Origin of the sequence: Bradyrhizobium sp. 154, assembly GCF_023073875.1 — a bacterium.
Taxonomy (GTDB): Bacteria; Pseudomonadota; Alphaproteobacteria; order Rhizobiales; family Xanthobacteraceae; genus Bradyrhizobium.
The window spans coordinates 403,449-418,425 of sequence record NZ_JADPKG010000030.1; the positions used below are offsets into that span (position 1 = coordinate 403,449).

Sequence of the window (14,977 nt, forward strand, 5' to 3'; positions counted from 1 at the left end):
GACATAGACCGCCGGCAAGGCAGGCGACGGAGGGGATCGCGACAAGGAGGAGAGGTGCATGGCCCGACCGGCGGTGCTGACGGTCGCTGATACGATCGCGAAGAGCTTCCTGTGCGCCGTCGAGACGCGGGGCGACAGGCCGGCGATCCGCGAGAAGAAGTTCGGCATCTGGCAGCCGACGAGCTGGCGCCAATGGCTGGATATCTCAAAAGAGGTCGCCTATGCGCTTCGCGCGATCGGCTTCATGCCCGGCGACGTCGCCTCCATCATCGCCAATGCCGTGCCCGAATGGGTCCATGCCGACATGGGCATCCTGTGCGCCGGGGGCGTCTCCTCCGGCATCTATCCCACCGACGCATCGTCCCAGGTCGAATATCTCGTCAACGACTCCAGAACAAAGGTGATCTTCGTCGAGGACGAGGAGCAACTCGACAAGGTCCTCGCCTGCCGGGCGCGCTGTCCTACCTTGCAGAAGATCATCGTGTTCGACATGGAGGGCCTCGGCGGTTTCTCCGACGACATGGTGATGTCGCTCGACGAGTTCCGCGCGCTCGGCCGCAACCACATGGTCGGCCGCGAGGCGCTGTGGCAGGAGATGATCGACAGCCGCGGCGCCGGCGATCTCGCGATCCTCGTCTACACGTCGGGCACGACAGGTCCGCCGAAAGGCGCGATGCATGCCAACCGCAGCGTGACGCATCAGATGCGGCACGCCAGCGACTTCATTCCCGCGCAAGAGGACGAGGACCGGCTGATCTTTCTGCCGCTCTGTCACGTTGCCGAGCGCGTCGGCGGCTATTACATCTCGGTCGCGCTCGGCTCGGTGATGAACTTTGCCGAGAGCCCGGAGACCGTGCCCGATAATTTGCGCGAGGTGCAGCCGACCGTTTTCCTCGCAGTGCCACGGATCTGGGAAAAATTCTATTCCGCGATCACCATCGCGCTGAAGGATGCGACGCCGCTCCAGCAATGGGTCTATCGCCGCGCCATCGGCATCGGCTACCGCATGGTCGATTGCCGGCTCGAGGGCAGGAGGCCGCCGCTGATGCTGCGCCTCGCCAACCGTCTCGCCTATCGCGTCGCTTTCCGCAACATTCGCCGCATGATTGGGCTCGACCGCTGCCGCATCGCCTTCACCGGCGCCGCGCCGATCGCCCCCGAACTGATCCGCTGGTATCTCGCGCTCGGCATCGACATGCACGAAGTCTATGGCCAGACCGAGAATTGCGGGGTTGCCACCATGATGCCGGCGGAGCGGATCAAGCTCGGCTCGGTCGGCACGGCCGTCCCCTGGGGTGAGGTCGTGCTGTCGCCCGACGGCGAGATCCTGATCAAAGGCGACTTCCTGTTCATGGGCTACCTGAACCAGCCGGAGAAGACCGCCGAAACCATCGATTCCCGCGGCTGGCTGCACACCGGCGACGTCGGCACCATCGACAATGAAGGCTTCGTCCGCATCACCGACCGGATGAAGGACATCATCATCACCTCGGGCGGCAAGAACATCACGCCGTCCGAGATCGAGAACCAGCTCAAATTCTCGCCCTACATCTCGGACGCCGTGGTGATCGGCGACAAGCGGCCCTATCTCACCTGCCTCGTCATGATCGACCAGGAGAATGTCGAGAAATTCGCGCAGGACCACGACATCCCGTTCACCAATTATGCCAGCCTGTGCCGGGCGACGGAGATTCAGGACCTGATCTGGCGCGAGATCGAACAGGTCAATGGCAATTTTGCCCGCGTCGAGACCATCAAGAAGTTCTACCTGATCGAGCGCCAGCTCACTCCGGAAGACGAGGAACTGACGCCGACCATGAAGCTGAAGCGCGGCTTCGTGAACAAGCGCTACGCTGCCGAGATCGAGGCGATGTATCGCCAGCGTGCGGTGGCGTGACTCACATGCCCCCGGAAGAGTGGGAGTCGGTTTCCCGACGGGGCATGTGAAGAAAAGAAAAGCGAGCCCATTCAAGCAAGCGGAGGAGCGATGGCCCTCGACCTTCGTCCAACACGGGCCTTTAGGAGAGGAGACGTCAATGTCGAAATCGTTCAGCGCGTTCGGCCTTGCTGTGAGTGCCGTGGTGCTCACCTGTCTGCCGGCCGCGGCGCAAACCAAGGTCACCAACGAAGGCATCTCGGCATCCGAGATCGTTATCGGCACTCACCAGGACCTGTCGGGACCGATCAAGGGTTGGGGCGTCCCGGTTGCAAACGGCATGAAGATGGCGACCGAGGAGATCAATGCGTCCGGCGGGATCAACGGCCGCAAGATTCGACTGGTCATCGAGGACAGCGGCTATGATCCGAAAAAGGCCGTGCTGGCGTCGCAAAAACTGATCGAGCGCGACAAGATCTTCGCGATGGTGGGACCTATGGGATCACCGACGGTCCTCGCCGCGCAGGACATCCTCTTCGACGCCGGCGTACTGCAGCTCTTCCCGCTGACGGCGGCCGAGTTCACCTTCAAGTTCGATCCGGCCAAGCCGCAGGAGCGACTGAAGTTCAACAACCTGTTGCCTTACGTCGAGAGCACGCGGGCCGCGCTGAAATACATGATGGAGTGGAAGGGCTTCAAGAAGCCCTGCATCATGCATCAGGATGACGAGTACGGTAAGAACGTGCTCGACGGCTTCAACCAGCAGCTCACCGCGATGAAGGCTCAGCCGGCTTCGATCACGAGCTACAAGCGCGGCGCCTCCGACTTCAGCGCGCAGATCGCCAAGATGAAGTCCGACGGCTGCGACCTCGTCGTGCTCGGCACCGTGCTCCGCGAGACCATAGGAGCGATGACCGAAGCCAAGAAACTCCGCTGGGACGTCACCTTCCTCGGTGCCACGCCGACCAACGTGATGGAGGTGCCGATGCTCGGCAAGGAAGCCGTCGAAGGTCTCTACGCCGCCAGCGGCTTCGAGATTCCCTACGAGGACACCGCCAAGGGCAAGGTCAAGGACTGGCTGGTGAACTACAAGAAGATGTTTGGCACCGACGCCAACACGCAGGCGATCATCGGCTACAACGCGGTGATGACGTTTGCGTTCTACGCGGAGAAAGCGGGCAAGGATCTCACAGGTCAGAAGATGCTGGACGCGCTCGAGTCGGGCGAGAAATTCCTCGACATCTTCAACTCGCCCCCGACCAAGTTCTCCAAGACCGATCACCTCGCCAACACGATCACCCAGGTACAGCAGGTCAAGGGCGGCCGTTGGGTGCTGGTGAAGGACAATCTGATGTTTTGATGCGCTCGCTCTTGCCGCGCGAACGGTGCACCCTCTCCCCTCGTCGGAGAGGGTCGCTTCGCGAATGCGAAGCCGGGTGAGGGGTTCTATTCTCACGAACAGTCTTGCGAGCGCAGACAGACCCGGCGCTTCGCGCCACCTTCTGCCGCAGGAGAGAAGGAAGAAAGCGCGACCGGCTACGATCCCCCACCCGCCGTCCCCGAATTCACCGGGGCCAGTTCGTCCTCCCGGCAACGCCAGCCGTCGGGCAGCGCCTTGCGCCGGCCCGTTGTCTTCATGCGCGCTACAAAGTGGATCACCGCGGCTCGGTGGCTGCGATCGAGAACCGCGCGGGTTCGTCGACATATTTCATCACGGCCGACTGGTAGAGCACGAACAGCGGCTGGTAGCTCCGCGCAGCGTCGTCCTCGACCATCGCCATGCGGCGGTTGTCGAGCATCAGCCAGTGGCCGTCGAGCCGCGCGGCGGCCACGGCATGCGCCTCGCCGGCGCGGGTGTCGCGCACCACGACGATGCGGAGGTCTTCAGCGGCAATGCCGGCGAGCCGCAGTGCGGCGAGCTTGGCAATAGCGTAGTCTTCGCAATCGCCGGCGCCGCGCTGGAAGGTCGCAAGCGGCGAGCTCCAGACGTCATTGGTGCCGTCATTGACGGCCCGGATGGCGAAGTTGACGGCGCGGTTGGCCTCGCCCAGCCGCGCATGGCCGTCGCGATCACGAGCCTGGTCGACGATGGCGAGCAGCTTCAGGGCCGCAGGCGATGCGCAATTGTCCCGATCGCCATCGCACAGCGCGAGCTGCACCATGTCGTCGTCGAGCTTGTCCTTCAGCGCGAGCCATTTCCGTTGCAGGCCGCCCGACGAGATGGCGAAGGCGAACACGCCGAAGGGCTCGGCGGATTTGCGCACAAGGACGCCGGCGCCGGGCGACAGCAGCGTGCCGGCGCGAAGCTCGGCGGCCGATCCGAGCAGGACCAATCCGCACATAACAAGGATTGCGCGCCAAGCGCGCCAGCGACCAGCGGTCTCCATCTGACATCCCCTTCCGGGCTTCGCGAGATCCCTCTCGATCTCGACGTGCCGGCTTTGTTGCTTTCGGGCAGATAGTGCGAGATGGGCCGTTTTGTTCTGCTTAACGCGCCCGGCAGGGGTCACAAAACCGGGGAACAGGCTGAAACGCGCCTGCTCATATTGCGTAAAATTTTACGCAGGCAAGGGGGACGCCACCCACGCGAGAATGGAACTAATTGCAGGTGCTGATCGTGCGCTCGTAATTTCACGCCCTATGCCTAACGACCCGCTATTTCACGGGTTCTGTTAACTGGATCACAGATTTGGTTCCATGTTTGCCCCAGTGTGCTGCCGGGTATTGGAATAGAAGATGACACAAGTATTCGTTGCCTACTCTATACTTTAGAATACGTGAGGATCGACGAAATTAGCTCCAACATGGGAAAATTATACTTCCAAATGTTTGCGGTATTGCCGCGCATCCTCCAGGAGACTTGGTTCAACGGGGCCTGTGCGGCTCGGTGACGCCGAATCACACAAGCAATAGATGGTTTCGCTAAGGACTTGGTAATGCTATGCAAGCTTAGGCAGTCGATACTTACTTAGATTTTAACCCTTTTTACGGTGCCCGGTTGAATTACGCTGGCAAATTTGACGCCACGATCTCTTTGGACGGCCCGGGTTCCCGTTTACCCGCCGATGTCCATGTCGATTTCTCTGCCAAGCCCTTTGTCGCAAAGGCACATGGCAATGTGCCCGATGGCGCGTTCGTTGTTCCTGACCCTAGCCTGATCTTCAACGGCGAGTTCAAGCGCGCAGGTCTCGACCTCGTGCTGTCCCATGAGGGTCGCGAGTTCGTCGTTCACGATTATTTCAGGGGCGACAAGCGGGCAGCGATCGCCTCGCCGGACGGCGCCCATCTCACCGGCGACATCGTCAATACCCTCACGGGCCATGTACAATATGCGCAGGCTGCGCCCGGCACCGCAGCGGCCCAGGTCATCGGTCACGTCACAAAACTCTCCGGCAGCGCGTCCGCGATCCGTAACGGCGTGTCGGTCATCCTGAACAATGGCGACAATGTCGAGAAGGGCGACGTGGTCTCGACCGGCGCCGATTCGACACTCGGCATCACCTTCATCGACGGCACCGTGTTCGGCCTGTCCTCCAATGCGCGGATGGTGCTGAACGAGATGGTCTACGACCCCAACGGGTCGAGCAATTCCTCGCTGCTGAGCCTGGTCGCGGGCACCATCACCTTCGTCGCCGGCGAGACCGCTAAGCACGGTGACATGAAGGTCGACACGCCGGTCGCCACCATGGGCATCCGCGGCACTGCGGTGCTGACCCAGATCAACTTCGTCGTCCCTGCCGGTGGCGGCGATCCGCAGCCGCAGGCGAGCTTCCAGGTGCTGGTCGAGCCGAACGGCACCACGGGCTCGTACATTCTGTTCGACAAGATCACGCTGCTGCCGATCGCGACGGTCAACCAGGCCGGCCAGATGATCCAGATCAGCGGCGGCAACATCTCGATCACCAATGCGCTGATGTCGCCGGACGTGCAGAAGCTGATCACGGACGTGTTCACGCTGAAGTTCACCGATAACAACAGCAACACTAAGCTGACCACGAACTTCACCGACACGATCACGCAGACCAGCGACGGGATCTTGATCAAGACCCCGGCCGGCTACATCGTGACCGCGGTCTTCACGAACTTCAATCCGCAGGGACAGGAAGCCCCTAGCAACTCTACGCCCACGGCCACCCGTGTTCCCGGCCAGCCGCTGGTGCAAAGCCTCGATTCCAGCGGCAATGTGAAGACCGCGTTCGCGCTCACCGAGCGCGCGGACGCCACGGGCGACACAACGCATGCCGACACTGTCTCAGGCCGGATCACCTTCGTCGACCAAAACCTTGGCGACCGGCCGTCGGTGTCGGTGAGCCTCGCCGAGGCGCCGAACTACGTCTACAAGAACGCCGGCCAGCAGGACGTCACCGGCTCGCTCACCGCGCTCCAGAAGCAGGACATCGCGGCGACGCAGATCCAGATCAGTGTCGTCGCCGATGGCGGCAACACCAACAACGGCTCGGCGGTCTGGACCTACACGATCCCCGACAACGTCTTCGACTTCCTCGCGGCCGGTGAAACGCTGACGCTGACCTACATGGTTCGCGTCGATACCAATTTCGCAGTGAGCCCGGAGTCCAAGTTCATCCCGATCACCATCACGATCACGGGAACGAACGACAAGCCCACCGTGGCGACATCGGGTGGCACCGTCATCGAGAAGGTCGGGACCGGCAACCAGGCTCTGGACACCATCACGGGCACGGTCAGCTTCACCGACGTCGATCTGACGGACCGGCCGATCGTGAGCGCGGCGCTCTCGTCGACCCAGCCGTTCAAATATCTCGATGCCGAAGGCAACGATATCAGCGCGACGCTGACGGCGGAGCAGCGCGCCGCGATCGCCGCCGTCGAGGTGCCGCTGACCGTGGTGCAGGGCGCGGGAAACAGTAACAACGGTTCGGCCACCTGGACCTACAGCGCTCCCGACCATCTCTTCGATTTCCTCGCCGAAGGCGAAAAGCTGATCCTCAACTACATGGTGCAGGTCGATGACGGGCACGGCGGTGTGGTCAGCACGCCGATCACCGTGTCCATCAACGGTGCGGACGTCAATGTCGAGGGCACAAACGACCTGCCGACGATCGTCGAAGACTCCACGATCCCAACCGGCGCGGTGATCGAGGACACGGCGGGGACGCTCGCGGCGAGCGGCACGATTACCTTCAACGACCCCGATCTCACGGACACGCACACCGCGAGTTTCGCGCTGAAGTCGACGACGTCGAGCTCGCATTTACCCGGCTTCAGCGACGGCACCTCGCATATCGGCACTTTCGCGCTTGCGGCGGTGAGCGAAAGTCCCGGCGTCAGCACGCGAGGGTCCGTGGGCTGGACCTTTACGCTCCACGATAACGATCCGGTGCTCCAGTCGCTGGCCGAAGGCCAGACCATCAAGCAGGTCTACACCGTTACGGTCGACGATCATCACGGCGGGACGGTCACCCAGGACGTCACGGTGACCATTACCGGGACCAACGATGCGCCGACCGTTACGAGCGATGCCGACGCGGCAAGGGGGAGCGTCACCGAGGATGCCAGCACGACGCTGTCAACCTGCGGCACGCTGGCGATCAAAGATCTCGATCTGATCGACACTCACACCGCGACGGCGGTGTTCAGGTCGTCGACGTCGAGCGCGCAATTGCCAGGCTTCGACGACAACACGCCTCTCGGGACCTTCACGATCGATCCGTCGGTGGCCGAATCCAGCAGCGACACCGATAACGGTGCCACGCTGGGCTGGCATTTCGTGCTCAACGACAACGACCCGGTGCTCCAGTCGCTGGCCAAAGGGCAGACCATCACTCAAGTCTATACCGTCACTTTCACCGACGATCACGGTGCACAGGTTTCTCAGGACGTTACGGTCACCATCACCGGCACCAATGACGCGCCGACGATGACCAGCAGTGCCGCGGACGCCGCCGGAGCTGTGACCGAGGATACTTGCGCGACGCTGTCGATCGACGGCACGCTCGCGATCCAGGATCTCGACCTGATCGACGTTCACACCGCGCAGACCGTGTTGAAGTCGTCGACGTCGAGCGTTCATCTGCCGGGCTTCGACGACGGTACGCCACTCGGGACCTTCACGATCGATTCCGCGCTCGCGGAGTTCAACACCGACACCGATAATGGCGCGACGCTGGGCTGGCACTTCAGCCTCGACAACAACGATGCGGTGCTCCAGTCGCTGGCGCAGGGCCAGACCATCACCCAGGTCTACACCGTCACCTTCACCGACGATCACGGCGCGCAAGTCTCGCAGGACGTGACCGTCACGATCAACGGCGGCAATGACGCACCGACAATCACCAGCGATGCCGCCGCGGCAACGGGCGCGGTCACCGAGGATGAGGGCTCGTCGCTGTCGGCATGCGGCACGCTGGCAATCCAGGACGTCGACCTGATCGACACCCATACGGCACAGTGGTCGTTCAAATCGTCGTCCGTCAGCTCGGCTCTGGCGGGCTTCGGGACCGGTTCGCATATCGGCACTTTCTCGATCGATTCGTCGGTGGCTGAATCCGGTAGCGACGCCAGCAACGCTGCGACGCTGGGCTGGCACTTCACCTTGGACAACAGCGATCCCGTGCTGCAGTCGCTGGCGGAGGGACAGACCGTCACCCAGGTCTACACCGTCACGTTCGACGATCATCACGGCGGCACCGTCAGCCAGGACGTCACCGTCACGATTACCGGCACCAACGATGCGCCGGCCGTTTCCTATGTGACGTCGGACTACATGAATTTCGACGGCGAGACGATCGCGGTTGGCGACGTGCCGACGGTCGCCACTGATGACGTCACGCTGGACGGTTGGGTGAATTGGAGCGGGGCCGCCGATCCCGGCGACGGCCAGATCCTGTTCTACAACGGTAACACCTCGACCACCGGTTTCGGTCTCCTCGGTACGGTCAACGACGATGGTACCCTGGAGCTGCAGATTCTCGCAGGCGGCGTCGATATCGAAGATACCGGCGTGGCGCTCACGGCGTCGCAGTGGCACAACATCGCGCTGACCCGCGACAACGGCACCTTCACGCTCTATCTGGACGGAAAGCTCGAATATTCGCAGTCATGGGCGTTCAATCCGATCGACGGCAGCCCGTCGAATCCGTCGGCGTCCTACATGATGATCGGTGCGGCTAGTCATGAATGCGGGCCCGGCTATAAGGGGGAGGGCTTCACCGGCTCGATCGCCGATGTCAGCGTCTGGACCACCGCGCTCACGCAGACGCAGATCCAGTCGATCGATTTCACCGGCCTCACCGGCAACGAGGCGAATCTTGCCGCGTATTATCAGCTCGGCGACGGCAACGGGACCACGGCCGCCAATACGGTCAACTCCGCCCACAGCCTCGCGATCGAGGGTACTGCGGACTGGGCCAGCGGGACCTCCGGGCCGGGCGGCGCCGTTGCCGGTCTGATGGAAACCAATGCCGGCCAGCTCTCGCATGGCGTGCTGACGGTCTCCGAGGTCGACGCGAGCGACCACGTCACGGTGTCGGTCAGCCAGGTGCAGGTCTCTCTCGATGGCGTGCCGCAAACCGGCTGCGTCGGCGGGCTGTCGCATGCAGATCTTTTGAACTATCTCACCGTGCCGTCCGGCGACATCCTCGATGGCACGGCCACCTATGCCCAGTTCTCCTGGTGTTTTAATTCGGGCAGCCAGGCCTTCAACTTTCTCGCCGCCGGCCAGACGCTGTCGCTGCAATACACGATCGTTCCGTCGGATGCCGAGGGCGCTGGCACAGGCGCAATCGTCACAGTCAACATTGCCGGCAGCAACGATGCGCCGACGCTGTCCGATCTTCACATCGGCCCGCTCACGGACACCGCCGAGGACGACACCTTCTCCAACCTCACCGGGCAACTGGCCGGCACCGACTCCGATAGCGGCGAGACGGCGACGCTGACCTTTGCCGTCCTGAACGCGGATCACCATGCCACGACGACAGTTGCGGGACTGTACGGTTCGCTCACGGTCAACCCAGACGGCAGCTACAGCTACGTTCCCAATGCAGGGGCCATCAACGCGCTGTCGGACGGGTCCTATGCGGATATTTTCACGGTCCAGACCACGGACGCGCATGGTGCCACCGGCACGGCAACGCTCAGGGTAGACGTGACCGGCGCCGACGACGCCAGCGGCCCGATCATCGACACCACGAGCTTCTACGTCTGGCACGACAACGAGAGCAACACCGACTTCATCACCGGTCTCTCGATCATCGACACCGATGCCGACGCTGCGACGGATGAGTTCCAGATCACGACCGTAACTGCACATGATCCGGACAGCAGTGTCGCCCCGGGGGCGGCGTGCGGCTCTCTCGATGACATCAACTTGGCCCTCGCGGATGGGGTCATTTATGATCCGGGCCAAACGCCGCCGGACAACGATCAGATCACGCTGACGGTGAAGGACAGAACCACCGGCCTGTTCGATACCGTCCACTTCCTCTTCAACGAGGCGGGGGACACCGGCCAGGGCATCACCCTGGAGGGCACCGGCGGCAAGGACGTCATCTTCGCGACCGACACCGGCGACACGCTGATCGGAGGCGCCGGGAAGGATCAGTTCGTGTTCTCGCCGGGTTCGATTGGTTATGGCCCCGAAAACTCCAATACGGATTTCACGCACACCATCATCGATTTCACGACCGGGCTGGACAAGATCGACCTGCGGCAGTTCTCGGACGTCAACTCCGTCGGCAATCTCACCATCGTCCAGCAGCAGGGCTCCGGCGACACGCTGGTCAATTGGCATCAGCAGGTCACGCAGCCCGAGGGCGCGCCGGTCACGGAGAACGAGTCGCTGCTGCTGAAAAACGTGATCGCGGCAAATCTCAAGGCCAGCGATTTCATCTTCCACATGACCTGATCGCCGCCCGGGAGCTCCCGCCAGCCGGCTCGCGGCCTGGCCGCGTCAAAAAATCCATAATCCTCGGCCGCCAGGGCATAGTAAATCGCGCGCGGACGCTTCATGATCAGTGCGCACGGCAGGAGGCGGGACAGGAAGCCCGACCGGCATGAAACGTCTAAAAATCCTGCGGCGGTGGTTTGCGCGCAAGTTCGGCTTTGCGCGGCTGATGTGCCTCGCGCTGCTGGTCCTGTTTGCCGGCGCTCGTCTCTGGGATCCGCCGCCGATGGAAGAATTGCGGCTGCGCACCTTCGATATGTTCCAGCTGATCGATCCGCGTCACAAGACGGCGCGGCCTGTTACCATCGTCGACATCGACGACAAGAGCCTCGCCAAGCTCGGGCAATGGCCGTGGCCGCGCACGCGAATTGCCGATTTGATCCAGAACCTCACCAGTAATGGCGCGGTGGCGATCGGCTTCGACGTGGTGTTCTCGGAGGCCGATCGGCTCAATCCGGATCTGGTCGCGAACCAGATGCGCTATCTCGACGACGCCACCCGTGCCAAGCTGCGCGAGCTGCCGACCAACGACCAGATCCTCGCTGAGGCGATCAAGGGCTCCCGCGTGGTGCTGGGCGAGACCGGGCAGCCGGCGATCTCCTCCGAACTTGACAAGTCCCTGCCCTTCACCGGCGTCGCCACGGTCGGCGAAGAGGGCGCCGAGCGCTTCCTGTTCGAATTCCCCGGCCTCTTGCGCAACGTGCCCGTCATCGAAAAGATCGCCGCCGGCCGCGGCCTGTTCACGATCAAGACCGAGCGCGACGGCCTGATCCGCCGCGTGCCGATGGTGATGCGCGCCCAGGGCAACATCATGCCTTCGCTCAGCCTTGAGATTTTGCGCGTCGCCACCGGCACGCCGACGCTCCTGATCCGGACCGACAAGACCGGCATCAGGGCCGTGCGCCTCAAGGGCCTCGAGATCCCGACCGACAGGAACGGTCAGCTCTGGGTACATTATGCGCGGCAGGATCCCTCGATCTACGTCTCGGCGGCCGACGTGCTCGACAACACCGCGCCGCCCGCCAAGCTCACCGGCAAGCTGGTGCTGGTCGGCACTTCCGCGGTCGGGCTCAACGACATCAAGACCACGCCGGTGTCCTCGACCATGCCGGGGGTCGAGATCCATGCCCAGGTGCTCGAGAGCGTGCTGAGCGGCGCCGTGGTCTCCCAGCCGAACTATGCGCTCGGGGTTGAGCTGATAGCGGCGCTAATCATCGGCCTCCTGGTCATCATCTTCGCGCCGAATCTCGGACCGGTGCGCCTGGTGCTCGTGGGCGCGACCTTCGCCGCCATTCTGGTCGGCGTGTCCTGGTTCTTCTACGCGCAGTACCGCTACCTCATCGATTTTACCTATCCCCTGCTGTCGACCACGGCGATCTATCTGACGCTGATCTTTGCCAGTTTCGTGCGCGAGCAGCGGCAGCGCGTGCAGATCCGCGGACAATTCGCGCAATACATGTCGCCGGTTCTGGTCGAGCAACTCGTACAGTCGCCGGAGAAGCTCGTGCTCGGCGGCGAGGAGCGCGAGATGACGATCATGTTCTCCGACGTGCGCGGCTTCACCTCGATCTCGGAGAGCTACAAGCACGACCCGCAGGGGCTGATCGCGCTGATGAACCGTTTTCTGACGCCGCTGACCGACGTCATCATCGAGCGCAAGGGCTACATCGACAAATACATGGGCGACGCCATCATGGCGTTCTGGAACGCGCCGCTCGACGATGCCGAGCACGAGGTCAACGCCTGCGAGGCCGCGATCCAGATGCTGGAGCAGATCGACGCGGTCAATAAGGAGCGCGAGCAGGAAGCCGCCGACGGCGGCCACGTCTACATTCCGCTCAATGTCGGAATCGGCCTCAACACCGGCATCGGCGTGGTCGGCAACATGGGCTCCGATCTGAAGAAGAACTACTCCGTGCTCGGCGACAGCGTGAACCTCGCCTCGCGCCTTGAGGGGCAGACCAAGGCATACGGCTTCCCGATCATCGTCGGCTCAAGGACGGCGCTCGCGGCCAAGGACAAGTTCGCGATCCTCGAGCTCGACTTCATCATGGTCAAGGGCAAGACCGAGCCGGAGGTGATCTATGCCATCGCCGGCCGTGAGGACGTGATGCATTCGGGCGCTTTCCAGCGCCTGCGCAACATCACCATCGAAATGCTCGGCTGCTATCGCAATCGCGACTGGCAGGGCGCACTGGACGCGATCGAGCGCGGGCGCAAGAGCGAAGACGCCGACACGCTGGAGAAGCTGTTCAGGCTCTATGAAGCGCGGATCAGAGATTTCCAGCTGACGCCGCCACCGGAAGGGTGGACCGGGGCTTATGCGCTGCTGACGAAGTAGTAGCTCGCGTCACCGCTCCCGTAGGGTGGGCGAAGGCGCGAAGCGCCGTGCCCACCACCTCTCCTTGGGTCCGCTTGAAGAGGCGGGCACGCTCGCTTTGCCCACCCTACGACCGCGGGGCTTGTCGCGCCTCACTCCACCCCGATCGTCGTCAAATCCTGGAACCAGTGCTGCGCCTGCACGAACTGCTTGATCTTCGGCGAGAGCGCGTGCGGATTGGTGTCGTGGACCACCCAGACCAGCGTGGCATCGTTCACGATCAGCGCATGCGCCTGCGCCAGCAGAGCGTCCTGTTTGGCGGAATCGAACGTCTGCTTGGCCTTGTCGATCAGTGCATCGACCTCAGGGTTCTTGTAGCCACCCCAGTTGACGCCGACCGGCGCGATCTGCCCGGAATGGAAGAAGCGGACGATGGCGTAGAGCGGGTCGGAGGTGACATAGGCGATGTTGTTGGCGGTGATGCCGGCGTTCATCTCGTCGGCCGCGCCTTTGCGCCAGTGTGTATATAACGTCTCGAGCTCGACCACCTTGAAGTCGATCTCGATGCCGATCTCCTTGAAGCTCTGCTGCAGGAATTCATTCATCGGCAGGGACAGCATCTGGCCGGTGCCGCCCTGCGCAATGATGAAGGTGGTCTTCAGTGGCTTCGCCTTGGAGTAGCCGGCCTCTTCGACCAGCTTCTTGGCCGCGGCGAGATCATATCTCAGCTCGAAGCTCGGCTTACCGAACCACGGGCTGGAGGGATCAACCTGACCCTTGGCAGGTTTTGCCAAGCCGTTCATCAGGGCGACCACCCCCTCGCGATCGATCGCGAGGTTCAGTGCTTTGCGCAGGCGGATGTCGGTCCAGGGCGAGCCCGGCAGCACGCTCAGATGATAGTTCCAGACATGCGGCGTGACGTTGTCGACGAGCTTCATGCCGGCCGCTTTCAGCTGCGGCACGGCGTCTGGCGCCGGCGTCTCGATCAAATCTACTTGGCCCGCAAGCAGAGCGTTTGTGCGCGTCAGCGCCTCCGGCATCGGCACCAGCACGATCTTATCGGCCTTCGGAATGCGCTTCTTGTTCCAGTAGTCCGGGTTCTTGGTGAGCTCGGCGAGCTCGCGCGGCACCAGCTTTGTCAGTTTGAATGGACCGGTCCCGGAGGGTTGGCTTGCGAACCTGTCCCAATCCTTTCCGAGCTTTTCGTATTGCGCCGGGCTCGATACCAGGAACCACAGCATCTGGTAGGGAAAGAAGGAGTCGATCGTCTTGGTGGTGATCTCCACCGCGAAGTCGTCGATTTTGGCGTAGCTCGCGACCGAGGGAAGGCGGGTCTTCACCTGCGCGCTCTGCCGCTTGTCGAATTGCGGCGCCTTGTCGTTGAGCACTTTGTCCAGATTCCAGATTACTGCATCGGCATTGAACTCGCTGCCGTCGTGAAACGTCACGCCTTTGCGCAAAGTAAAGCGCCATTTGGTCTTGTCGGTATCATCGACCTTCCATTCGGTGGCGAGCCCCGGCACCAGCCTGCCGGGGCGGTCGGCGACGTCCATCTCCCAGGCCACCAAGGGATCGTAGATCGTGTAGGCGGTGAACTGATAAGCACCGGCGCCGCGATCGGGCTGACCCGTCGTCAGCGGAATGTCCGCCATCGAGATGCCGTAGCGCACCACCGTTTCGGCGCGCGCCGCCATCGCGGACAACGCTAGCGCAAGCACGGCGAGACAGGTCGACAATCGAATACGCATTGGCCCCAAGCTCCCAGGAGACGTCGGGGCCGAACTTGCAATCTTGATGCCAGAATAGGCAATGCCACGCGTTTACCCTCGCGCGACCCACAAGGACTTGTCGTCGC

6 protein-coding genes are annotated in these 14,977 nt (G+C 62.6%); 4 read left to right on the forward strand and 2 right to left on the reverse strand.

Translation table 11 applies throughout. The annotated features are described in order from the left end of the window. The first annotated feature begins 58 nt into the window (after positions 1-58). Both IVA92_RS07475 and IVA92_RS07480 read left to right on the forward strand, forming a co-directional pair. Positions 59-1,897 (forward strand): AMP-dependent synthetase/ligase, encoded by a 1,839-nt coding sequence (locus tag IVA92_RS07475; protein WP_247281708.1) that lies wholly within the window; start codon positions 59-61, stop codon positions 1,895-1,897. A gap of 139 nt (positions 1,898-2,036) precedes the next feature. Further along, positions 2,037-3,236 carry an ABC transporter substrate-binding protein gene (locus tag IVA92_RS07480; protein ID WP_247281707.1) on the forward strand — a complete coding sequence of 400 codons (1,200 nt, stop codon included), beginning with the start codon at positions 2,037-2,039 and terminating at the stop codon, positions 3,234-3,236. Positions 3,237-3,531: 295 nt separating this feature from the next. On the opposite strand, the gene IVA92_RS07485 is transcribed toward IVA92_RS07480, so the two are convergent. Next, a complete protein-coding gene (locus tag IVA92_RS07485) occupies positions 3,532-4,263 on the reverse strand; it encodes a transglutaminase-like cysteine peptidase (RefSeq protein ID WP_247281706.1) in 732 nt (243 codons plus the stop codon). A 731-nt stretch (positions 4,264-4,994) separates the two neighbouring features. Between IVA92_RS07485 and IVA92_RS07490 the strand changes: the two genes are divergently transcribed. Continuing rightward, complete coding sequence (locus IVA92_RS07490; protein WP_247281705.1) at positions 4,995-10,763, forward strand: VCBS domain-containing protein; 5,769 nt, start codon at positions 4,995-4,997, stop codon at positions 10,761-10,763. Positions 10,764-10,911: 148 nt separating this feature from the next. Continuing rightward, entirely contained in the window at positions 10,912-13,143 is a 2,232-nt protein-coding gene (locus IVA92_RS07495) for an adenylate/guanylate cyclase domain-containing protein (RefSeq protein ID WP_247281704.1), read from the forward strand. A gap of 131 nt (positions 13,144-13,274) precedes the next feature. Here the strand turns inward: IVA92_RS07495 and IVA92_RS07500 are convergent, their stop codons facing one another. Next, entirely contained in the window at positions 13,275-14,870 is a 1,596-nt protein-coding gene (locus tag IVA92_RS07500) for an ABC transporter substrate-binding protein (RefSeq protein ID WP_247281703.1), read from the reverse strand. Between the last annotated feature and the right edge of the window lie 107 nt (positions 14,871-14,977).

Bases quoted from the DNA above. Each gene is read 5' to 3' on its own strand.
- IVA92_RS07475 (WP_247281708.1), top strand. From the start codon at position 59: ATGGCCCGACCGGCGGTGCTGACGGTCGCTGATACGATCGCGAAGAGC.
- IVA92_RS07480 (WP_247281707.1), top strand. From the start codon at position 2,037: ATGTCGAAATCGTTCAGCGCGTTCGGCCTTGCTGTGAGTGCCGTGGTG.
- IVA92_RS07485 (WP_247281706.1), bottom strand. From the start codon at position 4,263: ATGGAGACCGCTGGTCGCTGGCGCGCTTGGCGCGCAATCCTTGTTATG.
- IVA92_RS07495 (WP_247281704.1), top strand. From the start codon at position 10,912: ATGAAACGTCTAAAAATCCTGCGGCGGTGGTTTGCGCGCAAGTTCGGC.
- IVA92_RS07500 (WP_247281703.1), bottom strand. From the start codon at position 14,870: ATGCGTATTCGATTGTCGACCTGTCTCGCCGTGCTTGCGCTAGCGTTG.